We start from the raw sequence: 25,597 nt of genomic DNA, 5'->3' as shown, positions 1-25,597 counted from the left end.
GTAATGTAATGGATACAAAGAGCCCGACCAATTGGTCGGGCTCTTTTCGGTATGTAAATTACTTAAAGCACACTTCAGCCCAACGAGCCAAACCAGCAGTGACCGAACCAAAGTAGTTTCCACTCACAACCGGAATATTAGGAAGTACCGACTGCACCGCATCGCGTAAAATAGGAGAGCGAGCAGAGCCGCCAGTCATAAAGATCGCGTCCGGTTTAACACCAGCTTGATCGACCGCTTCGGTAACTAACGTCGTCATCTTATCTTTTGGTGACTGAATGGCGTCGATCATTTCTTCACGTTTAACATCCACTTCAATAAGCTCAGACAACAAGTTAATGCCAGCACGGTATGAAGCCTCATCAGAAAGCGCTACTTTTGCCTCTTCAGCACGACGAACAATGTTGTAGCCCAAAGACTCATGATAAACCTCAAGTAAACGCTTGAGCTTTTCCGGTTCCTGCGCCTGTTTATGCATTAGTTTTAACGCACCGAGATTTTCACGTGAATAGAAGTCATTCTGTGCTTCCACGTTGTTAATCGCGATTGGATTCCAGAACTGGGTCGTCGGCATCACGATGCCCGATTCCATTTTACTTTCCATGCCAAAAGGGAACATCAGTTGCTTAAATGCAATCGCAATATCCAAATCATTACCGCCGACACGCTGACCGCTGTGCGCCAGCAAACTCTCGGTTCTGTCTGCTTTACCAGACCATGAAGGGCCCATTTGAATCAGTGAACAGTCAGTTGTACCACCACCAATATCGACTACCAAAATTGTCTTATCTTCGGTAAGTGTGGCTTCGTATTCTAAGCCAGCAGCGACAGGCTCAAACTGAAACTCTACATTTTTGAAACCTGCACGCTTGGCTGCCTTTAAAAGGATGCCTTGTGCCTGAATATTAGCCTTTTCGCCGCCACGTCCGTGGAAGTTTATTGGACGACCGATAACGGCATCGGTAATGGATTGCTGCGCATCATTTTCTGCTTGTGATTTGATGTTATCCATCATGGCACAAACCAAATCTTCAAAGAAGGCAAGTTGAACGTCACGCAAACCAGATGCACCTAAGAATGACTTTGGCGATTTAACGTAGTAAATGTCACGAGGATCTTCTAAATAACGATTCAAAGCCGCTTGGCCAAAATCGATATCTTCCGGTTCCAGCTCAATGCTTTCTTCCCGATTTAAGTTGATTGCACGGCGGAGTACTTGTTCTCCAACCTGATCGAACGGTTTAATATCTCGATGTCGAAATAGATGCTCCGATACCGATTCACGCGTCGGAGCGGCAAGCGTGGAAGGAATGAAATAATTACTTTCTTCAAGCTTGAGCAATATTGGCTCGCCTGATTCCATTTTTGCCACTGAACAGTTTGCAGTGCCATAGTCAAAGCCGATAAACATAGATCCTCCCACTGACTAAAAAAGGTCGGCAATGCTAACTCAACACTGAGTGAATTGCTACTGTCTAGGGGGCTATTGTTTTTGCTCAGGTTCTTTTTTCATGGATGGCAGAGCTACAACGACAATGAAAGCTAAAAGTACGAAAACTGGCGTCAGCTTTAAACCATGCCAAATGGAATAGCTATCATGGAAAAGCCAAAATATACCCACGGTGAGTAAATAAGCAAAGTAGCTACAAAAAACCAAACTCACCGCAGCAAATCGGGCGCGATTGATGATCAAAATACGAACCAAGTATTGGCTGAGAATACCCGCGCAATGCATTGCGAGTTGCCAATTGATCACAAAGACGGCCAGCGCTACAAATCCAGCCACCAGCAAGGAATCATACGTATTAATGGCAAAGTAGCTGCCAAAGCGGCTTATGATGAAGGGATATTCGCCCTCATACACCGTTGACCACGAAATCGCGTTAGCCGCAGCAACAAAGTTAGCGAAGTAAGCAATGGCATAAAAGGAGGTTTGGGAGCTGAATGGCTGGAATACCTCAATTCGGTAACCCTGCCACTCTTCGTCGTTGTCTGTCGGACCAACCCAACTGCGCTTTCTCGCAGGTACGGACTCATCAAACGCTGGGCCATTACGAAATAGTAACCAAAAAATATACAGTGCAAGTGCGACTAGGAGTATTGTCAGCATACCCTCCCCCTTTTATATGTCGATTCCACTGCCCATAGTACTGGGGTCGTAAACTACACTTCCCTATTCTTATTATCTATTCACTAACAACCACTTTGCTGAATCATCACTGTTGCAACTTTTCTTCAAATACACCTAATTCTCGGCCAAGCCAGATCGCATTCTCCGTATAATCGAGCAGCTCTCGATCACTCACCGGACGGATCAGCACCGAGAAATCACCCCGGATAACATCTAACCAAGCGATAAACTCTTCGCTCAGCGTTTCTAGGTGTATCTCGAACATCGGCATTTTATGTGGGCCTTGTAATCGACCGACTAAAGGACATACTCGCAATACATCTTGACGCTCTTGGCGAATAATCTCATTTAATGCTTGAGCTTTATCTTGCTGTCGCAATGGAAAATAAACGTGGGCGCGATACATAACTTCTCCATAATTCACTCTATCTATCAATTTAGATACAGTTCTCTAAGTAATCCTTTCACATACTCACGTAAGTGGTTGGAATAGAAACTACTTCAATGTGCCGCAACACTACCTTGATTCCATTCTATTGGGAAGAGATTCTCTTTTCCCTTCATCTTAACCGTCGAGATTCAATAATAATGGCCCAGTTTGTTAAATTTTACAGCCTAATTTTGTTGCAAATAGTTCCTAATAACTAGTGATTAGATTCAACTTATAAAACAAGCAGCGCGAAAAACCAGCACATTACTCTGCATAACAGGGGTGTAAGCAAAACTTTACTGTTGAATAAATGTTAAAATAAAGCATTTCTTAACAATTTGTTTACACTTATGGTGTCTGGTTATACCAAGATTGGATACCAAACCCAGTGATTAGATAATTGCTGAGATTGGTATAACAAGGGTTAGGCGCTCCATAGCAGTTTTGGTAACGCTTTGTGTTTTTCACAAACACAGCTTTGTTAAAGGAAACAATGACTGAAAGGACAATAACGGTCATTAACAAATGCAACCTGAGGCATAACCTTTTACGCTGATGCCAAAGTTTGAGTACCCATACAAACTTGGTTTGATAATGAACAGCTGCAGTCCAAAAGACCCGCAGCGTCAAAAGGAGCTTGAGATGAACGTTCAGGCATTACCCATGCATCGGTTTATCGACCATCATGGGAACCTAGTCGGCCAACTACCCAACTGGGCTGACATCAAAACATTGGTCGGGTTTTACCGTGATATGGTATTAACACGTACCTATGATAATAAAGCTGTTGCTTTGCAACGCACCGGGAAATTAGGAACCTACCCTTCGCATCTTGGCTCTGAAGCTATTGGGATCGCTGTCGGTCGTGCGTTAAAAGCCGATGATGTCTTCGTACCTTACTATCGTGACATGCCTGCTATGTGGTGTCGTGGTATTGGTATGGAAAAAAACCTGCAATATTGGGGCGGTGATGAGCGCGGTAGCGATTTCGCACCAGAAGGAAGCCCGGTATCTAGCCGAGACCTGCCATTTTGTGTACCTATTGCAACACAATGTACTCACGCCGTTGGTGTTGCTTCTGCACTAAAAATACAGGGCAATCATGAGGCGGCCCTAGTGATGTGTGGCGACGGTGGTACTTCCAAAGGTGATTTCCTCGAGTCCATTAACTGTGCTGGTGCTTGGAATATTCCATTGGTATTTGTGGTCAACAACAACCAGTGGGCGATTTCCGTACCACGAAGCCTACAATGTGCCGCTGAATTTTTGTCTGAAAAAGCAAAAGGCGCTGGAATTCCGGGGATTACCGTCGATGGCAATGACGTAGTCGCAGTCTATGACGCCACCATCACGGCGTTAGAAAGAGCCCGTAAAGGAAAAGGGGCGACGCTCATAGAAGCCGTAAGTTATCGCCTGAGTGACCACACTACCGCCGACGATGCGACTCGCTATCGTAAAGAAGATGATGTTCAGACTGCGTGGCAATTTGAGCCTATCCGTCGACTCAAAGCTTTCTTGATCAACCAAGATACCTGGAGCGAAGAACAGGATCAACAATGGCTCGACGAGTGTAAACAACAAGTAGAATTAGCTGTGCAGCGTTACCTAAATATGCCGAATCAAGCACCTGAATCAGGGTTTGATTACCTTTATGAGTCTCTTCCTCAAGAGCTTCACACACAAAGGGATGAGCTGATCAACAAAGCAATGCGCATGCAGGGAGGCAAACATGGCTGAACTCACGTTAGTTGAAGCAGTAAACCTCGCACTGCATCATGAAATGGAAAAAGACCCAAACGTTGTCGTTCTTGGCGAGGACGTAGGTGAAAATGGTGGTGTATTCCGAGCTACGGTTGATCTTAAACACAAATTCGGTTTGAAGCGGGTGATTGATACGCCATTAGCAGAAGCCTTGATTGGTGGCGTTGCAGTCGGGATGGCAACACAAGGGTTGCGCCCGGTAGCAGAGTTCCAATTCCAGGGGTTTGTTTTCCCGGCAATGGAGCATTTAATGTGTCACGCCGCGCGAATGAGAAACCGAACTCGTGGGCGACTCACCTGCCCGGCAGTATTTCGCGCGCCATTTGGTGGCGGCATTCACGCACCAGAGCATCACTCAGAAAGCGTAGAAGCATTGTTTGCCCATACACCTGGGCTGAAAGTGGTCGTTCCGTCATCACCTCAGCGCGCATACGGATTACTACTTGCTGCGATCCGCAGTAATGACCCGGTCATGTTCTTTGAACCAAAAAGAATTTACCGCACCGTAAAATCCGAAGTGGTCGATAACGGTGAAGCATTACCTCTGGACACTTGTTTTACGCTACGCAAAGGCCGAGACATCACTCTAGTCACGTGGGGTGCTTGTGTTGTTGAATCATTGCAAGCGGCTCAAACATTGTCGAAACAAGGTATTGAAGTAGAAGTACTGGATTTAGCCAGCATCAAACCAATAGACACCACAACCATCTTCCGTTCATTAGAAAAAACCGGTCGCCTACTGGTGGTTCACGAAGCGAGTAAAACATGTGGTGTTGGATCTGAGCTTTTGGCGCGCACTGCTGAACACGCGATGTGCCTATTGAAAGCGCCACCGAAACGGGTTACCGGAATGGATACCATCATGCCTTACTATCGTAACGAAGACTATTTTATGGTTCAGGAAGAAGACATTGTGAACGCAGCGCGTGAACTCGTGGAGGATTGGAAATGAAGACGTTTAACTTACCCGATCTCGGCGAGGGTCTCGCTGAATCAGAAATTGTAAAATGGCACGTTAGTGTGGGTGACATGGTCGAGGTAGATCAGGTGATCCTTACTGTCGAAACAGCGAAAGCAACCGTAGATGTTCCCGCGCCTTACTCTGGCAAAGTGGTCAGTCGCCATGGTGAAGAAGGCGATATCGTCAACATTGGCGCCTTACTTCTCGAAATCGATGAGAGTGGCACAGAGCATCATGTCTCCGCTGAGAAAAAGAAGACCGCAGACGCAGCTACGGTTGTTGGTAATGTGTCGCACCAAACTCAAAACGTTAATGTGGATGACTTTTGGGTAGGCAGTAGCGACACTACATCCAATAACAATCTGATCACCGCCCTGCCTTCTGCTCGACTTTTAGCGAAGAAACTTGGTGTGGATTTAAATGCGGTCTCTGGCAGTGGTCCAAACGGCTTGATAATAGATTCCGATATCTACGATCAAGCAGGTAAACAACGTCCGGGCACCGAAGTACTGAAAGGTGCACGCCGAACCATGGTTTCAGCCATGGCGGAGTCACACAAAAATGTTGCAGCGGTTACCATCACCGAAGAAGCCTTGTTGGAAAACTGGAATCTAGGCGAAGACATCAGTATTCGTCTTGTTCAGGCTATCGTTCATGCTTGTCAGGAAGAGCCAGCTCTAAACGCATGGTTCGACGAAGAAACCATGACACGTTGTGTTCATACGACCGTCAACCTAGGCGTTGCTGTAGATAGTCGTCATGGTCTTTATGTGCCGGTGCTTCGCCATGCCGATGAGTATGAGTCGAAGGACGTCCGTCGCTGGCTAGACCAAACGGTAGAAGGCATTCGCGAAAGAAAGATCAATCGTGAAGATTTACAACACGCAACGATTACGTTGTCTAACTTTGGCGCAATAGGCGGCATTTTTGCTACGCCAGTCGTTTCTCCGCCTCAAGTCGCGATTGTCGGCGCAGGCCGTATCATCGAGCGCGTAGTGATAAGAGACGGAAAAGCGGTCGCGGTTAAAGTTATGCCCTTATCCATCACGTTTGACCACCGCGCGTGTACTGGTGGCGAAGCGGCAAGGTTTACCAAAGTGCTCGCGGAGCATTTGCAAAGACCAAGTGGAAACTAGCCTCTACTTCATCTCAAAGGCTTCCTTGATGGAAGCCTTTTTAGTGGCAAACTCCTTCGAAACCGGCATCCAGTTCTCTCCTATTACGTTCGTCTCTGTTACTAGCGAATGCGTTCATCACGTTCACGTTAACTGAGCTATAGTTCTTTATATGACAATAACATAGTTCAGCTTGATCAAAGGACAGTGAGAAATGGAACGAGAAATTATGGAGTTTGACGTCGTGATCGTCGGTGCGGGTCCTGCTGGTTTAAGTACCGCTTGTCGTTTGGCTCAGATGAATCAACAGCGCCAAGATGAACCGCTATCTATTTGCGTGGTAGAAAAAGGATCCGAGATCGGAGCCCATATTCTATCAGGGGCCGTATTTGACACTCGTGCCTTAAATGAGCTCTTCCCTGATTGGCAAACCATGAAAGCGCCACTATCCACGTCCGTAACAAGCGATGATTTTCTCTATCTGACGACATCACTTAACCATGTCAAAGTACCCTATGCACTCACTCCCAAACCGATGCATAACGATGAAAGCAACTACATAATCAGCCTCGCCAACCTTTGCCGTTGGCTGGCAAAACAGGCTGAAGAACTTGGTGTAGAGATATTTCCCGGATTTCCAGCCGCAAACATCAATTACGACCAATCCGGTGCTGTCACAGGGGTAACCACTGGTGATATGGGGCTGGATAAAAACGGAAAACAAAAAGCCAATTTTGAAGCGGGCATTGAATTAAAAGCAAAATACACAGTATTTTCCGAAGGCTGCCGTGGCCATTTAGGTAAAGAGCTCATCAGCCGGTTTGGATTGGACTCAGGAAAACAGCCGCAACATTACGCCTTAGGTTTAAAGGAGATTTGGCAATTACCAGATGGCCAAGCGGAACTAGCTGGGAAAGTTATCCACTCCGCTGGCTGGCCTTTGAGTGAAACGAAAACGACAGGTGGCGGATTTCTTTACCATATGGAAGACAATCAAATTGCTGTCGGACTTATCGTTGACCTCAATTACGACAATCCCTACTTGAGTCCATTTGATGAATTTCAACGCTTTAAACACCATCCAGCCATCAAGAAACACCTCCAAGACGCACAGCGTGTCGCCTATGGCGCCAGAGCAATAGCGAAGGGCGGCTTTTCCTCACTTCCTAAACAACAATTTCCCGGCGGACTTTTGATTGGTTGTGATGCCGGCACATTGAACGTCGCCAAGATCAAAGGCAGCCATACAGCGATGAAATCTGGTTTGTTGGCAGCAGAAGCAATCGATAACGCAATACAAAAGTCTTCAGTTGAGCCTGAATATCAAACGCTATTTGAAGCGTCATGGCTGTATAGTGAACTTGCAGAGACACGCAACTTCGGGGCGAATATTCATAAGTTTGGCAGTTTGCTCGGTGGTGCACTTTCTACCTTTGAACATAATGTTTGGCGACCACTGTTTAAGAGACCATTACCATGGAAAATTCGAGATAATTCGCATGATCATGAACAACTCAAACCCATCAGCGAATGTCATCCGATTGGCTACCCCAAACCGGACGGAAAAATCAGTTTCGATAAGCCATCTTCCGTATTTCTGTCAGGGACACAACACGAAGAAAATCAACCGTGCCACCTCGTACTCACATTCCCGCATATTCCAATTGAAGTGAATCTAGGTATGTTTGGTGAACCCAGCCAACGATACTGCCCTGCTGGGGTATACGAAGTGATAGAAATCGATGGAAAACCCGTATTTCAGATCAATGCGTCAAACTGTGTGCACTGTAAGACCTGCGATATTAAGGATCCATTCCAAAATATTTCATGGAAAACACCAGAAGGTGGTGGCGGTCCAAATTATCAGAATATGTAACCTCGTGTAATGCGTAGTCTAAGCTTTAAGCACGGAAAACATTTATAACAGAGTAAAACGAGCAGCACTCTTCTTCGATCAGGAAGCTTCAGCATGTCTGACCATAATGACAGTACAAGTAGAGATTCTGAAAACATCACGCAAACTGTATTAGAGATCGTTCGGGACCTGATACTTGAGCTGGACCCCGAAGGTCTCTCTTCCGTTTCTCTTCACTTAAAAAGTGACCTCGACCATGACCTTTGTTTGGATAGCCTAACGCGTGCAGAACTGCTCACCCGTATAGAAACTCGTTTCGACGTGTCACTCCCAGAGCATGCACTGTCCAGCATATCGACACCTGAAGATATTATTAGCGAGATTTTAACCGCAGGACGATCAAATCCCCCCCCCTTCTTAGATGAGTCGACGAAAGTGATCAAACTCGACTCAGTACATCAGTTACCAACAGAGGTCAAAACGCTACAAGCGCTACTCGACTGGCATGTAGAAAATCACCCGGAACGACCCCACCTTTATGTTTACCAAAACGCGGATGAAGTGGTAGAAGTCAGCTACCAAAAACTAAAACAACAAGCACTCAAAATCTCCGCTGGGCTTATTGACGCCGGAGTTGAAGCGGGAGACTGTGTGGCAATCATGCTGCCAACCTGTACAGACTACTTCTACAGTTTTTTTGCCATACTTTACGCCAGAGCAATACCAGTGCCCATTTATCCACCAGCCCGAATCGAACATGTCGAAGATCACTTAAATCGTCACGCCAGTATTCTCAACAATGCTCAGGCAAAGCTATTAATCACGGTACCGGAAGCAAAAACCGTCGCCCACTTGCTTAAATTACAAGTTCCTTCTATTGATGCAGTCGTTACCGCTAGTGATTTGAAAAAAGACACCAGCTTCCCCGACATGGGTGAGGCACAAAAGGAGGATATCGCTTTTTTGCAATACACATCCGGAAGTACCGGAGTGCCTAAAGGCGTTACCCTTACCCATGCGAACTTACTCGCTAACATCCGCGCTATGGGTAAAGTCATTAACGCGAAGTCGGACGATGTATTTGTCAGTTGGCTACCTGTCTACCACGATATGGGGCTCATCGGTGCATGGCTTGGTAGCTTGTACCATGCGATCCCTCTAGTGATCATGTCGCCATTACTCTTTTTAACTAAACCTCAGCGATGGTTGTGGGCGATTCATCATCATCGAGGCACCCTTTCTCCCGCTCCAAATTTCGCCTATGAGCTTTGTGTTTCGCGAGTGAAGGAAAGCGATCTCGAAGGTCTCGATTTAAGCAGTTGGCGGCTTTCCTGGAATGGCGCAGAACCCGTCAGTCCACAATCGATACAAAACTTCTCAGAAAAATTCGCCAAGTATGGATTTAAACCACAAACCATGTCGCCCGTATATGGGCTTGCAGAATCCTCGGTCGGGCTGACTTTCCCTGTCACCGTCCGCGAGCCGCGTATTGAGTATTTCCAAAGAGCAACATTGAGCCAGTTTGGTCGTGCCGTACTCGCCCAGAAGGAAGACAACGATACTATTCCGTTTATTGGACTAGGCTACCCACTTCCCGGTCATCAAATCCGTATCGTTGATGACCTAGGTAAAGAATTACCAGATGGTGAAGAAGGCGCACTTGAGTTTCAGGGACCATCCGCTACCCAAGGTTACTATCGAAACCGAGAAAAAACCAAAGCGCTTTATCATAATGATTGGCTGGTGACGGGGGATCGCGCTTTTACATTAGGCGGAGAGCTTTTTATCACCGGACGTAGCAAAGATATCATTATCAAAGCCGGGCGGAATATCTATCCCCATGAGCTGGAACAGGCGGTAGGGAGTATTGCTGGCATTCGCAAAGGTTGTGTAGCTGCATTCGGCTGTCACGATTGTCATTCCGGTACAGAGAAACTTGTGGTACTGGCGGAAAGCCGCGAAACCAGTAAAGAAAAAATAAAGCAGCTAAAACGGAAAATTAACAAGCTATCTCTCAAGCTACTCGGCAATCCTATCGACGATATCATTATTGGCTCACCTCACTCCATACCCAAAACGTCCAGTGGGAAAATTCGCCGCAGCGCGTGCAAAGATCTGTATGAACGTGGTTCCTTTGCGAAGCAGCACCGGGCTTTGTGGCTACAAACCATAAATCTCGCCGCGGCTGGTATCCTGCCACAGCTGCGTAAATACATGCGAATCCTTTTAGATATGGGGTACGCGGCCTATTCGTGGTTAGTGTTGGGACTACTTGCGCCTATCGTCTGGTTACTTGTTGCAGTACTCCCCCAAAAAGCCCTGTGCTGGAAAATAGCCCAGCTTGGGGCCAAGGCACTAATACGGCTCACCGGAACAAAATACACCGTTGAAGGAAAGGAAAATTTACCTGAAGGGAACACACCCTGTATTGTGGTTGCCAATCATTGCAGTTATCTTGATGGACTGGTTATTGTCGCTGTGACAGGTTTACCATGTCGATTTGTAGCCAAAAGAGAATTGTTAAATAACCCATTTACACGGATATTTTTAACCAAATTAGGGACAGAGTTCGTTGAACGTTTTGATATACAAAAAAGTGTCGTGGATGCAAACAAACTCACTGTCGATGCAGACAACGGCCAACCACTGGTTATTTTCCCTGAGGGAACGCTCTATAGAATGGCAGGCCTTCATCCATTTCATATGGGCGCATTTATTGCTTCCGCAAACTCACAAGTTCCAATAATTCCGATTACCTTGTGTGGTACGCGCTCTAAACTCAGAGGTAACTCTCTTTTCCCGCGTAGAGGCGACATCCGTGTGACCATTAGTGAGCCACTCTCCCCCAAGGGTAATGACTGGAATGCCGCGCTTGAACTTCGCGATAAAGCCCGATCAGAGATCCTCAGCCACTGCGGTGAGCCAGATATGGCCCGCAGTTAACCAATGCCCGCAGCAAAAGGCGTGAAATGTGTCGTGCCTTATGAGGCTCACTGATTACCTAAATCTGCTCTAACTGATTTTTTCACGCTAGAGAGCAACGGATTTAGACTTTGATTCTATATCCAATACTATAAGTTCAACGTCGTGGTCTTGCATTTTCTTCGCAATATTCTCAGGAGGTCGGCAGTTTGTGACAACAAAGTCGATATCTGACCATGAACAGGATTGGAACATCAGCTGCGTATTAAACTTACTATCTTCAGCAATACAGATAACCTGAGTTGATTGGCTCGCCATTGCCAGCTTTAGGTTGGCATCGGTTTCCAAGTCCGTCGTTATACCCGACTCAGATAAAGCGCTCACACCAATAAACGCTTTGTTTGCCTGATATTTTTTGATCTGTTGTGTGGTCATATCGCCAAGTATGGCATGAGAAAAGTCATCAAACGTCCCACCAAGTACACACTTTTTGATACCAGCCTTATCCTGAAGTTCACTAAGCGCCTCAAGTGAATTTGTTATCACACTGCAAGGCTCATTGAGATGATACGCCAGTGCAGCGCAAGTGGTGCCAGCGTCTAAAAATACAATGTCGTGTTCTTTGACAAATGATGCCCCAAATGCAGCCAAGTTTTGTTTAATCGGGTTGGATTTCGATCGCTGATTAAAAGAAATCGTCACCTTTTTATCATCCAGGATTGCGCCGCCTCTGATGCGCAATATTCCCGGATGGTCAGCCAGTTTAACCAGATCTCTTCGGGCTGAATCGTAAGAAATGTCATACTTGTGGCAAATCTCATCTATGGTGATTTTACCGTGGTTTTTTATATGAGCTTCAATCTCAATCAAACGTTCGTCTTGCGTCATTAATAGTTACACCTTGTTTTGATCAAATTTAGTGTAACTGATTCTTATCAGTTAAACACTTAAAAGCACGTATAAACACTTACGATTACATCGATTCATTCATCATCACCGATCAGAAAGCTCGGTTTTAACTTGAAAATACGTAAGTAAATATGAGACATTTGAGTACAAATACGTATTAATACGCAAAATTGTAAGCATTCGTGCACTGTTTATAAGTGTTTTTAAAGTAACGTGATTATAGTCAGACAATGCTCATTCAATCACGTGATGCCAAATCAGAGGTGTAGAGCCTTCTCTACCCACCAGCAGAGAGTTAGATATTATGACTTTTTCACCAATAAAGACCGCGGTAATCGGCTACGGATTTTCAGCCAAAACTTTCCATATTCCATTTGTGAGCGCGTTAGCTGAATTCAATCTCGTAGCCATCAGTACCCGTAATGGCGGGGCGGTAGCCAAAGATTGGCCTACCGCACAGCATTATGCTTCTGCGTCAGATTTACTCTCAAGTTCGGATGCAGAACTGGTCATCATTACCGCACCAAACGATGTGCACTTCGATCTCGCTAAACAAGCCCTTGAAAATGGCAAACACGTGATCATTGAAAAGCCATTCGTGACCAATGTGTCAGATGGTGAAGCACTTATTGCGCTTGCAAAAGAAAAAGGTCTCATTCTAAGTGTTTATCATAACCGTCGTTGGGATGGTGACTTCCTAACCGTTAAGAAATTAATCGAAGAAAAGCGCATCGGTGAGTTACGACATTTTGAGTCACACTTTGACCGCTTCCGACCTGAAGTGCGTCAACGCTGGCGTGAACAGGCTACAGACGGCGGTGGCATTTTGTTTGATTTAGGCTCGCATTTAATTGATCAGGCACTTGAGCTTTTCGGACTTCCTGATGCCATCAGCGCAGAATGTAAGATGATGCGTGAAGGCTCGACAAATGTTGATTATTTTGATGTTGTCATGCACTACCCTAATCACTTAGCTATTGTCCATGGTGATCTCTTTAGTGCCGGACCAAATAAGCGTTTTACCCTGAAAGGGACCGAAGGTAGCTACGAAAAGCTAGGCTTAGACCCTCAGGAACCACGTCTGATAGAAGGTGTTGAGCCAACCAGCCCTGACTGGGCAGATGAATCTCCTGACAATTATGGCTACTTTTATAATGCCGATAACAGTGCGCCAGTGATAACCGAACAGGGTGGCTATCAGCACTACTTCTTACAAATGGCGGACTCAATTCGTAATAAAACGGTTCCACCAGTCAGTGCTGGAGATGCACTATGGAACATCAAGCTGATTGAACTTGCGATGGAAAGCAGTCGTTTGGGTCGAAAATTACCAATAAAGAATGTGTGAGAACAAGGAAATGAGCAAAGGCGTTTTACCAGAGCTACTAGATCAAGAAGCGGAATTACAGTTAAATCATTTTAATCATGGCACTGCATGGGAACTCGGCTGCTCATTGAAATCGGCGGCGGAGGAACGAGCTGCTAACGTGTTTATCGAAGTGTACGCGTTCGAGCAAGTGCTGTTTAGTTACGCAATGGAAGGCAGCAGTAAAGACAAGCAAGACTGGGCAATGCGCAAGCGTCAATCTGTTCTGCGCTTTGGTCACAGCTCTCATTATCTTGGTCATTACAATGCAGCTAAGCAACGTGACTTTGACAGTCAGCCTCATATCGATGCGAGAGAATACTGTGCCCATGGAGGTGCCTTTCCTATTCGTATCAAAGGAAGTGGACTTGTTGGTGTGATCACTGTATCTGGATTACCGTCAGAAGAAGACCATAACATGGTGATTGAGGTACTGAGAGCGCATTTAGATCATTCTCAGCCATAAAGATCGTGATGGTTCGATTGGCTAAATAGTCGGTGACATAAAGTCGCCGGCTCTTCGCCGTTTTCTACTTAAATTGCCGATCATTTTCATGAAATTCTTCGACTTGAAAATCTAATTCCTCCTTCCATTGTATCGGTAACTCCTTTTCAATTTGACCCAAGAAACGGGCCGTATCAGCAGTTGGATTAACTTGATGTGCCGCTTTTGCCCATACGTAGCTTTTAGCCAACAGTTCGGAGCTGTCATTGGTGCTACTTTGCAACTTTCTCCAATACATCTTTGCGGTTGGTTCATACGCTTTTTCGATGTGACGAGATGAAGCGAGTTCCATTAAATAAAGTGCTTTATTATTGGCGTATTTATCTCCATTCGTCTGACCGACAACTCTAAGGTAAAGGGTTGCAAGCTTATAAGCAGCCTCCCCAGAGCCATTGTTTATGGCCTGCGTATACCAAAACTCCACTTGCTCTAAATTGAAGACTTCTGAATTGGATATGTAGATATCTCCCAACGTGACCTGAGCTTTGACTGCACTTCTCTCAGCCGCTTTCTGACACCATTGTATTGCTAGTGGCAAATTTCGCTCGTGCCAGGTAGTGCCTAGGTATAAAAGACCTAAATCACAGGCGGCCTCGTACACACCACTTTCATATGCCAATTTAAACCAATCGTCGGGCCTTTCATTTAAACCTACGGAGGCGTTATTCATGATACAAAAACCATACTCTTGCTGAGCAACGGGGATTCCTTTTTCTGCAGCAAATAAAAATAACTCACAAGCTTTACTCAGATCTTGCTCTACATTTCCCCACCCGTGTTTATAAAAAAGGGCTGACACAAAATGTGCTTCAGCAGAATTTTGCTTCACCAAGCTAGTGAAGATTTCAAACGACTGGGAGTAATCTTCACTCGCGAGTGCCTGATACGCTTTTTCCAGTACCTTATCTTGCTTTTCTGCGAAGCTAAAGGACGGGTAAGACAAGCTTAAGGCAAGCAGGGCAAGTCGTATCAGAGTGACATTTAACATGTCTTTAATTTCTCGATGGATAAATGCCCTGAAGCGCAATGACCCAGGTTACTGCGATATATGGCATACGATTCTCGTGAGACTGACTTTCACCAGCACTCAAGACCGTTGTCGAAGCCGTCATGTTATTTTCCGCTACATAACTAAATGAAATTGAATCCGGGCTCATCGCAACATCCGGCGCTTCAGTCGCGTATTTCGCTCCCGCAAGAGCATTGCCAGCTGGGCTTTTTGCGTTTGGCTTACCGCTGAATGCGTGAAGATCTATCACTCCGTCAATATCTATATCGCCAGACATCAACGTCGATGCGGCATGAGAGTGAGATGGTAATTGAGATTCGGAAATGGTGATGAACTCAGCACCTCCGCGGGAGCCTAGCGTATAGTTAGTTAATCCGGGGCCATTTCCCCACCCAATGAGTGCACGGCCTCGAGTATCAGGTAAACCAAACGTCGTACGTCCATCCCCACCATAGGTCGTCCCCAAAATAGAGAACAGCGCTGTATTTTGTGCGATCGACAAAATCTGACCATGGGCCAAAGTGTATCCGCGCGGAGCAAAATTTCCCGCGAATGCACACATACTTCCAAGGAGCTGGTTGCCGTCACCGCTGCAAGCTAACGCATTAGAACTGAATATTAATGATGGTAATACACTCGCAGTAACTAGCAGCTTTCTTGTGAACTTTTTCATAATCCGAATCCTTTATTAAAAAGGTTGAGGAAGCAAAAACAATGGAATGATGGATAGCGCCATGAACACGTCAAACGTTAGTGATATTTTTGTTATTTATTTGTAGGCTTCCACAGTATAGATTAATTTGGGAAATGGAACGCCAATTGACTCAGTTTTATGCACCTATAACGCAGAGAATTGGGCCAGCTCAAAATATTAGTAAAATCTTAATTACTCAGTGGAAAACCTATCGCGATAAACCATACTTTTAGCAAGTCTACTTCCCCATTCAGGAAATCGTTCACTTTTGTGCGGGATGCCAAATTATGGTTAAAACAATTTTTCACCAAACGCTGGCGGACAATGCCAACCTGCAATTAGAACCACATAATGCAGTGCTCTCACCTCCTGTGCTGAAAGGTTTGAGCGAAGGCGGCTTAAACATAGGTTTCGAGGCATTAGATAGACACCTTACCCAACCGGAACATAATAAACTGGCTATTCGTTGGATCAGTAAAGACAACGAGGTCATTGACTTCAGTTACCGCGACCTGAGTGAGCAAACTAACCGCTTTGCAGATCTGTTATCCAAACTTGAATTACCTCGTGGTAGCCGAGTGTTCAGCCTTGCGGGTCGCAGACCAGAGCTCTACATTGCGGCGTTAGGAACACTCAAAGCAGGTTGTGTGTTTACCCCTCTCTTTTCAGCATTTGGCCCCGATCCTATCCGCTCCAGAATGGAAATCGGCGAGGCAAATGTCGTCATTACCACTCGCAGCTTATACCGGAAAAAACTCAAAGGCTGGTGGCGGGAATTGGATCATATTAAAGCGGTATTGTTGATTGATGGTGGAGCTGATGGGGAACCCGGATGCTACAACTATCACGAGATGATGGCTGATACGAACCCTGAACATCCTTGCGCATCAACACAGCCTGAAGATATGGCGCTACTTCACTTTACCAGCGGCACAACTGGAAAACCTAAGGGTGTCATTCATGTTCATCAGGCCGTACAGCATCATATTCAATCAGCCTTCTACGCATTAGATCTCAAACCTGCTGACATCTATTGGTGTACTGCTGATCCGGGATGGGTAACAGGGACAACTTACGGCATTATCGCCCCACTCTGTTTAGGCGTGACCATAATCATTGATGAAGCCGAATTTGATGCCGAGCGTTGGTATCAGATCTTGCAGGATCAACAAGTCACCGTTTGGTATACCGCGCCTACTGCGATTCGTATGCTGATGAAAATAGGTGAAACCCTGTCGAAGCAATTCGATTTATCTCGTTTACGGTTTATGGCCAGCGTTGGTGAGCCGCTCAACCCTGAGGCTGTTGAATGGGGTGAAAAAGTGTTTGGCATGCCGTTTCATGACAACTGGTGGCAGACAGAAACAGGCGGGATCATGATTGCGAATGTCCCTTCAATGCCAGTCAAACCCGGCTCGATGGGTAAACCCTTACCTGGTATTGAAGCTGGAATTGTTCATCAAAACGATGACGGTTCTCTACGTGAAAAAACCGAACCCATGCAAGTCGGAGAGCTAGCACTCAAATCTGGCTGGCCTTCTATGTTTCGTGGCTATTTAAATCAAGAAGAAAAATATCAATCCTGCTTTAAAGGCGATTGGTACCTCAGTGGCGATCTCGCGATGAAAGATGCAGACGGCTATTTCTGGTTCGTCGGGCGTAAAGATGATCTTATTAAATCTTCTGGCCACTTGATTGGTCCGTTCGAGGTAGAAAGTGCCCTAATGGAACACCCAGCAGTCGCCGAGGCTGGTGTGATTGGCGTACCCGATCCTGTTGCAGGTCAAATCGTCAAAGCCTTTGTCGCACTTAAACCAAATGTGACCGCAGATGAAGAACTTCAGCAATCGCTGCTTGGCTTAGCTCGCAAACGCCTTGGCGCCGCAGTCGCACCGAAAGAAATCGTCTTTCGTAGCAACCTACCCAAAACACGCAGTGGCAAGATCATGCGACGCTTACTCAAAGCACGCGAACTGGGCTTGCCTGAAGGGGATATTTCGACTTTGGAGAGTGATGAACAATGAACAAAAGACTCCATATTAATCGTGAGCATTTGCTCAAGCAGTTAGAACAGATGCTCCGTATTCGTCGGTTTGAAGAAAAATGTGCGGAGCTTTATGCACTAGAGAAAATTCGTGGCTTTTTGCACCTATATATTGGCGAAGAAGCCATCGCAGTTGGAGTGATGTCTGCACTCAATAACGATGACCAAGTCGTTGCAACCTATCGCGAACACGGACACGCTTTAGCTAGAGGCATGAGCATGGGTAGCGTACTCGCAGAAATGTACGGTCGAACTAACGGTTGCAGCCGTGGCCGTGGTGGATCAATGCACCTGTTTGACAAAAACCACAACTTCTACGGTGGAAATGCCATCGTCGGAGGTGGTCTGCCTCTGGCGACTGGTCTCGCGCTTGCGAATAAAAAAATGCAGCGTGATGCTATTGCGGTATGTTTTTTTGGTGAAGGCGCGGTGGCTGAAGGTGAGTTCCATGAAAGCCTCAACCTAGCAGCCCTCTGGCAACTTCCGGTTCTGTTCATCTGTGAAAACAATCGTTACGCCATGGGGACAGCGCTTGCACTCTCTGAGTCGAACACCAATATCTCTCAAAAAGCCAAAAGTTACGGTATTGAGTCCACCCAAGTTGATGGCATGAACGTTGTAGACGTGGAAGCGGCCGCCGGTGAAGCCGTTGATTATGTTCGCGAGCAGAAAAAACCTTATTTTATAGAGTGTCAGACCTACCGATTCCGTGGCCACTCAAGTTTCGATACTCAGTTGTATCGGGATAAAAGTGAGGTTGCCCTTTGGGAAGAAAAAGGCCCCGTAAAACAACTTATCCATTGGCTACAGAAAAACAGCCATTTTCAGGATCAAGAGCTGTCTGATATTGAAGCGAAAATTGCTGAAGAAATAAGTAAAGCCATCGCTTTCTCAGAAAACGGAGAGTTAGAGCCAGGAGAAGAACTGACTCGTTTTGTACATAGCCCCGGGAACCAACAAACACCAGAGACGTTACCTTGCAGCCAGGCTCCCGATAAAGTGACCTATCGCGAAGCATTGCGCGCAGGGATCAGTGATGTACTACTCAATGAGCCTCGCTCCTTCTTAATGGGTGAAGACGTTGGACGTTATGGCGGTTGCTATGCGGTCAGTAAAGGATTGCTTGAACAATTTGGACCCGACCGGATTATTGATACGCCTCTTTGTGAATCTGGGTTTGTCGGCGTAGGCATTGGTGCTGCACTGGGTGGAATGCGCCCTATTGTCGAGGTCATGACCGTTAACTTTAGTTTGCTGGCAATGGATCAGATCATTAATACCGCCGCGACTCTGCTGCATATGTCAGGAGGTCAGTTCAACGTCCCCGTTGTTATTCGTATGGCTTGTGGCGCGGGAAAACAACTTGCCGCCCAACACTCACACAGTTGGGAAAACTTTTACGCACACGTTCCCGGCTTAAAAGTGCTTAGCCCGGCAACCCACAATGATGCTTGCTATATGTTAAGTCAGGCAATAGCGGACCCCGATCCTGTGATCATTTTTGAACATGTCATGCTGCTTAATGAAGATGGCCAAATTACGGAGGTACCTGATGCACCGATGGACAAAGCATTAGTTCGTCGGGATGGTAAAGACGTCACACTCATTACCTATGGTGGCAGCCTTGGTAAAACCTTACAAGCGGCGTATCAACTTGAGACAGAGGGCATTGATGCGGAAGTGATTGACTTGCGCTCACTCAGACCGTTGGATACCGATAACATCATTGCCAGCGTTTCGAAAACTCACCGTGCCGTCATCATTGATGAAGGATGGTATACCGGGAGTCTGGCTGGCGAAATCAGTGCAGTCATCATGGAAAACGCCTTTTGGCAACTGGATGCGCCTGTCGGGCGGGTATGCACAGAAGAAGTACCGATACCTTACCCTCACCATTTAGAGCAAGCCGCCATCCCTCAAGTAGACAAAATCGTGAGCGCGGCAAAGGCGACATTAATGACGCCTGATTGGCAGGAAAAATGAGGAGAATCAGCTCATGGGAAACAATAAGAACGATGGCTCCTTAATTGATATCACCATGCCTGCTCTTGGTGCCGACATGCGCGATGGTACACTGATGGAATGGCAAGTAAAACCGGGCGATAAAGTAGAGAAAGGCGACATCATTGCGGTAATAGAGACCAGCAAAGGTGCGATAGACATGGAGTCTTACCACTCAGGCACCATAACAGAACTTCTGATAGAGCCGGACATCAAACTGCCAGTGGGTAGCGTTATGGCTCGTATGGAAAGCGACACGCCCGTTTCCGGTGGTATCGCGCAAACACAGTCAGCCTCTACGACGGCAGATTCAACACAACCTCTTGCCGAACCAGAAACAGAAGAATTACCGCCTTACATTCCGCCTAAAACAGCCCGACCTTCCGACACAGAGCCTAAACTAGAAAGTGACACGGTCACAAGCTCTGATCTATTAAAACGCCGTACGGACACCCCTCCATCTGAAATTCAACAACGGCAATATGCATCACCAGCAGCAAGAAAAGCTGCGCATCTATCAGACATTGAACTGTCTGCACTCACTGGGAGTGGTCCAGATGGTGCGATTCTCCTGCGGGACTTACCTAAATCGGCCGATGCGCCAACTCCGTCGCCTGCTGATAAAACAACCGCAGAACGACAAGACGTGTCGCCGATGCGGCAAGCAATCAGTGATGCCATGAGCCGCTCGAAAAAAGAGATCCCCCACTATTATCTCGCGTTGGACATTGACCTGACTAAAGTACAAACCTGGTTAAAAGAACAGAATCAACAGCGCGAGCCAGAGCAACGGCTTTTGCTACCCGCCGTCATTCTTAATGCCATCGCGCGTCAACTTATCAAATTCCCTGATCTTAATGGCTTTTATCAAGACGGTCACTTCACCCCTGCTACGGCGGTAAATATTGGTAATACCATCAGCCTGCGAGAAGGCGGTTTGGTCATTCCGGGTATTCTCAATGCGGACCAGTTATCCGTCGATCAAACCATGGATGCACTACGGGATTTAGCTGAGCGTAGCCGACGCGGGCGACTTCGCAGCTCCGAGATTAGCCAGACCACTATCACAGTAACCAGTATTGGGGAACGAGGTGCCGACAGTATTACTGGTGTGATTTACCCACCTCAAGTGGCGATCATTGGACTGGGCCGCCAACGTCAGGCTCCGGTAATCAAAGAGAACCAAATAAAGATTGGCGAAATAATGACTGTCACACTCGCCGCCGATCATCGCGTAAGTGACGGCGTCACTGGCGCTCGTTTTTTACAAGCGCTGGCGAAGCAACTTCAACATCCGGAGGCTTTATGAGCGATATCAATATACCCACCACGATTTCCGACGCAATAAAACACATCGCACCGGAAATAGAAATGGACGAGATTGACCTTGATGAAGATCTGCGCGAAGAGTGCGATCTTGATTCGATGGATTTTCTTAATCTCCTTGCGTCTCTGAAAAAGAGTACCGGCGTTAGTATCCCGGAAGGAGACTACACCAAGGTACGCAGTTACAACCAATTAAAAAGCTATCTGCAAGAAAGGTGTCAATAAGTGCTGTAGCGCCAATGACTGCTGAAGCTGGACTCAAACGAGGAGAAAACGGGCTGTAAAGTCGGCATTTGTGGGCAAGCGCCATCGGATCACCCTGAATTTGCTGAATTTCTTGTCTCTTGCGGCATCGATTCAATTTCACTCAACCCAGATTCATTCGCCAAAGGCTGCACTGTCGTAGCGAAAGCAGAGAAAGAAATCTCTCAATCCAACAAACCTTAACGCCACCCTAACCAACACTATACGGTTAAAAACTCCCCTACCTCGGCCCAACGCAATGTTGGGCCATGAGTACAAACATAATGATTCTTCAGATAGCAATGTCCACATAACCCCACCGCACAGTGCATTCTCCTCTCAACAGACAAATATATATCTTTAGCATCAATGCCGAAGGAAACCAGATACTCACTTACTACGCGCATCATCGCCTCTGGCCCAGCAACCAATACACAATCGGGCTGCTCACCGAATGAGTGCAGTACTTTAGGTAAAACACCGATTGCTGTACCGGGATAGTAATCTTGTTCATCCAGTCCGGTGATATCTTCAACGACATTAAATATTGGAATGGAGTGTTTCCAATGCTCTCGTTCCGGTTCCAGTAACAAGGTTTGCTTATTACGCGCAGCATAAACCACCTCCAACTGAGTATAACTTTGCAGATCGATAAGTTGTTCAATAACGCTAACCAAAGGTGCGAGGCCACATCCTCCACCTATGACTAAAATCTTCTTATCCGCCAGTTCACTGACTTGCCAGCCATGGCCAAAAGGGCCCCGAGTCCCTAATATCGCTCCGCGTTCTTTGCTAAACAGAGCCTGTGTCACAGCGCCCATTTTGCGTACTAGCGCTCTAAAGTTACCTGACGCGTCAGGCAACTGAGTAAAGGTAAACGGCGCTTCGCCCACACCGGGAACACAAAGCATGAAAAACTGGCCACTTTGAGTTTTCATCCATTTTGGGTCCAACTCTTGTAACCGAAAATGGTAATGGCGGGTGTCTTCGCCATCATCATAAAAATCAATAATCTCAATACTGTCCGGAGTGAGGTTAAACATCATCGGCTATCCTTTTCATTAATGAATGTACGCCAATAACTCCAGGGCACGTCTGCTCACATCGTCCACAGCCCACACAGCCATAACGTCCAAATTCAGGCACAAAATCAATGCTGAACTTGTGATACCAAAACCGCTCTACCCTTTTGGCCGCTTCCTTAGTCGGATTATGAAAACTGGCTTCACGCTGGAAACCCTCATATAAACATGAGTCCCAAAACCTGACTTGAGAAACATTGTTGCCTTGAGAAATATTGTCCTGTTGAGAAAATTGGGCGTCTTCAGAACCCGTATTCTCTGTAATTGAACGAGTGCCAAAGCAAGAGCAGGTTGGGCAAAGTGTCGTACACCCAGAACACCCCAAACATTGGATACCCACTTGTTGCCAAAACTCGTCTGCCACCTTACCTTGACTGACTTTCTCTATACCTTCAATAAGATAACGATCATCTGGGAAAGCCTGCTCACAATGGGCGATATTTTGCCAGCGCTTGCTCCGATGGTGGGTCGACGCCACTTTAAGATCGAGTCCTCGTAAAGCCTCTTCACCCAACTTCGACAATACCACCAACAGCCATGACTCTTCGTCCAAAAGATGAATCACTAAATCCGCTGTTTCATCGCGTACACTCGGTCCTGCATTAACGGTAGGACAGAAGCCTTGCTTACAGGGTTGAGTGCAATCCACACCGACCAACAATGCTTGCTTCCGGCGCGCTTGATAGTAGGGGTCTTGTTCAAAGAACGCGTCTTGATAACGAATCGCGACCAAATCACAACTTTGCACACCAAACAAAACAAACGGTTCCACGTTTGGCAGTGTCTCTTTAAAAAACTTCCCATCAAACACGTACATTGGCTCGTTTTCAGTGAAGAAGAACCCCTTGGCCGAATGAGTCGGTATTTGATTAATCAAAGGCGGTAGGTCTTGTGCGAGCACTTGCTGCCAATAATAATCCTCCGTCCCCTGCTCACTATTCGCAACGACCTGATAAAGCGCTCGATTCTGTAGTAAGTGCATTCTGAGTTCATCTAAAGAGTCTAACAGGTAAGTTTTTATCATTTTTCTTCCCCCGGTTTTTCCCAAGGTGCGAGTGGCTTATGCCCGTAAGGCAACAGCTCAACTTCAACGGCGCAAGCTTTTAATTCTGGCATTTTGGTCACGGGATCCTGCGCCGTATTGGTCAGCTGATTCGATGGCGCTTCTTTAAAATGATAAGGCATGCTTACTACTCCAGGAGGGACATCATCGGTGATCATCGCCCGTGTTTCTATGTAGCCGCGTCTTGAGCGTACGCTGACCGGGCTATACAAAGAAATTCCCAGCAGGTCGGCATCCTTAGGGTTAATAAACAAAATACCCGGAGGGATTTCTCTTTCCAATAAGGGGGATTTACGTGTCATTGAGCCACAACCATAATGGAAATGTAGCCGATTGGTGGTTAACAACAATGGAAAATCGGAGTCGGTAGGCTCATCAATCGGTACGTAGTTCACTGGTGTCAAACGCGCTCGTCCGATAGGAAACTCTTTTTCATGAAGAACAGCTGTGCCTTCAGGCGCATCGTCGTTACATGGCCACTGTAGGCCGTAATTCTTATCCAGCTTCGCGTAGCTCATCCCTTGGTACGCAGGTGTAATAGCTGCCATCTCATCGAACACTTCTTCACTATTACGCCAACTTAGTGCATTACTGCCCATTTTTTTTGCCAGTGCTTGCAACCACTGCCAGTCCGCCATGGCTTCGCCAATGGGTCGCATGGCAGGATTAATATGCTGAACGCGACGCTCACAATTGGTAAATGTCCCCGACTTCTCTGCAAACGAGGCTGCAGGGAGAATATAGTCAGCCAGTTTTGCAGTCTCGGTCATTGTTAACTCAGCAACCACCAGCAAATCCAATGACTTGTATGCCTGACGAACGTGATTTTGGTCCGGATCGGTTACCACAGGGTCTTCACCAAAAAGAATCTGAGCGCGAAAATGTCCTGCTAACGCTGCTTTGGTCATACCCAATGAGGTTAAACCCGGTCTCGACGCCACATCGCAATCCCAATAGTCAGAAAAATGCAGCTGCATAACACTGTCTTCCACGGGCTGATAGCCAGGGTAGACATTAGGTAAACAGCCCATATCACAAGCGCCCTGAACATTATTTTGTCCGCGTAATGGATTAATACCTGTGCCCGACTTGCCTATGTGTCCGCAAACCAGAGCCAAATCCGCTAACGCAATCACATTGGACGTGCCACTAACAAACTGAGTTATCCCCATGCCGTACATAATCATCGCTTTGTCTGCCTGGCTATAATATTGCGCGGCCTGCCGAATCAAATTCGCCTCAACGCCGGTCGTACTCTCCACCGACTCAGGTGTAATACTTTCAACGTGAGTTGATAGCGCTTCAAATCCCTCACAGCGATGTGCAATGAAGTCCTCGTCATGCCAGTGATTACTTAAAATCACATGAATCATGGCATTAATGAGTGCGATGTTCGTTCCTGGAGTCAGTTTCAAATGTAAATCTGCTAGCTTGGCTAAACGTGTGACTCTGGGGTCTATAACGATTAACTTCGCCCCAGCCAGTTTGGCACGAATCACCTGGCCTCCGAGAACACTGTGGTTTTCTGTAGGGTCTGCCCCGATCACCACGATCACTTCCGACTCAAATAGATCTTTGATGCTGTTGCTCATCGCGCCCGAGCCAAGAACTTGCTGTAAACCTGCGACCGTCGGGCTATGACAAATACGGGCGCAATGGTCAATGTTATTGGTGCCTAATACCGTACGAGCAAATTTCTGAGCGGCGTAGTTGTCTTCATTGGTCGCTCGGGCGCTGCTGATCACCCCAGTCGCATCAGGACCAAACTCATCAATAATACCAAGTAGAGATGAACTGATTTCCTCAAGCGCCTCATCCCAGCTTATGGGGATGAATTTATCCTTGCTGCGCTTTAATGGTTGGGTAATTCGGTTTTCAGGTGAAATGGCATAGAGGCTACTCCATCCTTTTTCACAGAGCTTACCCCCACTTATAGGATGACTGTTTAAAGGACTAATACCAGAAACTTTTCCGTGTTCATTACAAGAAAGCAGTAACCCACAACCTACACCGCAAAATGGGCACACGGTTGGTGTAGGTTTGGGGCGAACCGCAATATGATTCAAGAGTGGAATCGAGGGCATGGAGTGATCCACACCAGACACCGGAGCCTTAGAAGCTTTTGACGCGTTTTGCGGGTGAGAGCTCATAGCCTTAACCTTGCTACGTGAACCTGAATA

Annotated in this window: 20 protein-coding genes and 1 pseudogene; 12 read left to right on the top strand and 9 right to left on the bottom strand. The window is 46.6% G+C overall.

Features of this window, described 5'->3' with window-relative positions:
• Positions 1-58 precede the first annotated feature (58 nt).
• The 3 genes from yegD to L3V31_RS04785 form a co-directional block, all read right to left on the bottom strand.
• The gene (yegD, locus tag L3V31_RS04795) at positions 59-1,411 is read right to left on the bottom strand and encodes a molecular chaperone (RefSeq protein WP_237314980.1); all 1,353 of its coding nucleotides are present in this window, start codon (positions 1,409-1,411) and stop codon (positions 59-61) included.
• 72 nt (positions 1,412-1,483) lie between these two features.
• Positions 1,484-2,110, bottom strand: a complete 627-nt coding sequence (locus L3V31_RS04790) for a hypothetical protein (protein ID WP_237314979.1) — start codon at positions 2,108-2,110, stop codon at positions 1,484-1,486.
• Between the two features lie 106 nt (positions 2,111-2,216).
• Entirely contained in the window at positions 2,217-2,537 is a 321-nt protein-coding gene (locus L3V31_RS04785) for a DOPA 4,5-dioxygenase family protein (protein WP_237314978.1), read from the bottom strand.
• 666 nt (positions 2,538-3,203) lie between these two features.
• Here L3V31_RS04785 and pdhA (L3V31_RS04780) point away from each other — a divergent pair.
• From pdhA (L3V31_RS04780) to L3V31_RS04760, 5 genes are all read left to right on the top strand, one after another.
• Positions 3,204-4,298, top strand: a complete 1,095-nt coding sequence (gene pdhA, locus L3V31_RS04780; protein WP_237315008.1) for a pyruvate dehydrogenase (acetyl-transferring) E1 component subunit alpha — start codon at positions 3,204-3,206, stop codon at positions 4,296-4,298.
• Entirely contained in the window at positions 4,291-5,274 is a 984-nt protein-coding gene (locus tag L3V31_RS04775) for an alpha-ketoacid dehydrogenase subunit beta (RefSeq protein ID WP_237314977.1), read from the top strand. Before pdhA (L3V31_RS04780) ends, L3V31_RS04775 begins: the two co-directional genes overlap by 8 nt.
• Positions 5,271-6,419 (top strand): dihydrolipoamide acetyltransferase family protein, encoded by a 1,149-nt coding sequence (locus tag L3V31_RS04770; protein WP_237314976.1) that lies wholly within the window; start codon positions 5,271-5,273, stop codon positions 6,417-6,419. The genes L3V31_RS04775 and L3V31_RS04770 overlap by 4 nt, the downstream gene beginning before the upstream one ends.
• A 193-nt stretch (positions 6,420-6,612) precedes the next feature.
• A complete protein-coding gene (locus L3V31_RS04765; RefSeq protein WP_237314975.1) occupies positions 6,613-8,274 on the top strand; it encodes an electron transfer flavoprotein-ubiquinone oxidoreductase in 1,662 nt (553 codons plus the stop codon).
• Positions 8,275-8,367: 93 nt separating this feature from the next.
• On the top strand, positions 8,368-11,196 hold the full coding sequence (locus tag L3V31_RS04760; RefSeq protein WP_237314974.1) for an AMP-binding protein: 2,829 nt from the start codon (positions 8,368-8,370) through the stop codon (positions 11,194-11,196).
• An 87-nt stretch (positions 11,197-11,283) separates the two neighbouring features.
• Here the strand turns inward: L3V31_RS04760 and L3V31_RS04755 are convergent, their stop codons facing one another.
• Positions 11,284-12,063, bottom strand: coding sequence for a DeoR/GlpR family DNA-binding transcription regulator (locus L3V31_RS04755; RefSeq protein ID WP_237314973.1), 780 nt, complete (start codon positions 12,061-12,063; stop codon positions 11,284-11,286).
• Positions 12,064-12,388: 325 nt separating this feature from the next.
• Between L3V31_RS04755 and L3V31_RS04750 the strand changes: the two genes are divergently transcribed.
• Positions 12,389-13,432 carry an oxidoreductase gene (locus L3V31_RS04750; protein ID WP_237314972.1) on the top strand — a complete coding sequence of 348 codons (1,044 nt, stop codon included), beginning with the start codon at positions 12,389-12,391 and terminating at the stop codon, positions 13,430-13,432.
• A gap of 10 nt (positions 13,433-13,442) precedes the next feature.
• Positions 13,443-13,916, top strand: coding sequence for a heme-degrading domain-containing protein (locus L3V31_RS04745; RefSeq protein WP_237314971.1), 474 nt, complete (start codon positions 13,443-13,445; stop codon positions 13,914-13,916).
• Positions 13,917-13,980: 64 nt separating this feature from the next.
• On the opposite strand, the gene L3V31_RS04740 is transcribed toward L3V31_RS04745, so the two are convergent.
• On the bottom strand, positions 13,981-14,943 hold the full coding sequence (locus tag L3V31_RS04740) for a tetratricopeptide repeat protein (RefSeq protein ID WP_237314970.1): 963 nt from the start codon (positions 14,941-14,943) through the stop codon (positions 13,981-13,983).
• A 4-nt stretch (positions 14,944-14,947) separates the two neighbouring features.
• Complete coding sequence (locus L3V31_RS04735) at positions 14,948-15,637, bottom strand: tail fiber protein (protein ID WP_237314969.1); 690 nt, start codon at positions 15,635-15,637, stop codon at positions 14,948-14,950.
• Positions 15,638-15,945: 308 nt separating this feature from the next.
• Between L3V31_RS04735 and acsA the strand changes: the two genes are divergently transcribed.
• The 5 genes and pseudogenes from acsA to L3V31_RS04710 all read left to right on the top strand — a co-directional run.
• The gene (acsA, locus tag L3V31_RS04730; RefSeq protein WP_237314968.1) at positions 15,946-17,682 is read left to right on the top strand and encodes an acetate--CoA ligase; all 1,737 of its coding nucleotides are present in this window, start codon (positions 15,946-15,948) and stop codon (positions 17,680-17,682) included.
• Positions 17,679-19,685, top strand: a complete 2,007-nt coding sequence (gene pdhA / locus L3V31_RS04725; RefSeq protein WP_237314967.1) for a pyruvate dehydrogenase (acetyl-transferring) E1 component subunit alpha — start codon at positions 17,679-17,681, stop codon at positions 19,683-19,685. Before acsA ends, pdhA (L3V31_RS04725) begins: the two co-directional genes overlap by 4 nt.
• Before the next feature lie 13 nt (positions 19,686-19,698).
• Positions 19,699-21,012 carry a dihydrolipoamide acetyltransferase family protein gene (locus L3V31_RS04720; protein ID WP_237314966.1) on the top strand — a complete coding sequence of 438 codons (1,314 nt, stop codon included), beginning with the start codon at positions 19,699-19,701 and terminating at the stop codon, positions 21,010-21,012.
• The gene (locus L3V31_RS04715) at positions 21,009-21,254 is read left to right on the top strand and encodes an acyl carrier protein (RefSeq protein WP_237314965.1); all 246 of its coding nucleotides are present in this window, start codon (positions 21,009-21,011) and stop codon (positions 21,252-21,254) included. Before L3V31_RS04720 ends, L3V31_RS04715 begins: the two co-directional genes overlap by 4 nt.
• A gap of 51 nt (positions 21,255-21,305) precedes the next feature.
• Positions 21,306-21,476, top strand: a pseudogene (locus L3V31_RS04710) (putative PEP-binding protein); the annotation flags it as partial.
• 17 nt (positions 21,477-21,493) lie between these two features.
• Here the strand turns inward: L3V31_RS04710 and L3V31_RS04705 are convergent.
• The 3 genes from L3V31_RS04705 to fdhF are packed head-to-tail and all read right to left on the bottom strand — an operon-like array spanning position 21,494 to position 25,567.
• Positions 21,494-22,318 carry an FAD-binding oxidoreductase gene (locus L3V31_RS04705; protein ID WP_237314964.1) on the bottom strand — a complete coding sequence of 275 codons (825 nt, stop codon included), beginning with the start codon at positions 22,316-22,318 and terminating at the stop codon, positions 21,494-21,496.
• On the bottom strand, positions 22,308-23,378 hold the full coding sequence (locus L3V31_RS04700) for a 4Fe-4S dicluster domain-containing protein (RefSeq protein ID WP_237314963.1): 1,071 nt from the start codon (positions 23,376-23,378) through the stop codon (positions 22,308-22,310). The genes L3V31_RS04705 and L3V31_RS04700 overlap by 11 nt, the downstream gene beginning before the upstream one ends.
• The gene (gene fdhF, locus L3V31_RS04695; protein WP_237314962.1) at positions 23,375-25,567 is read right to left on the bottom strand and encodes a formate dehydrogenase subunit alpha; all 2,193 of its coding nucleotides are present in this window, start codon (positions 25,565-25,567) and stop codon (positions 23,375-23,377) included. Before fdhF ends, L3V31_RS04700 begins: the two co-directional genes overlap by 4 nt.
• Positions 25,568-25,597 lie beyond the last annotated feature (30 nt).

This window comes from Vibrio sp. J1-1 (genome assembly GCF_021728395.1).
Classification (GTDB): domain Bacteria; phylum Pseudomonadota; class Gammaproteobacteria; order Enterobacterales; family Vibrionaceae; genus Vibrio.
The sequence above is the reverse complement of the archived record's forward strand: the minus strand, read 5'-3'. Positions and strand labels throughout refer to the sequence as shown.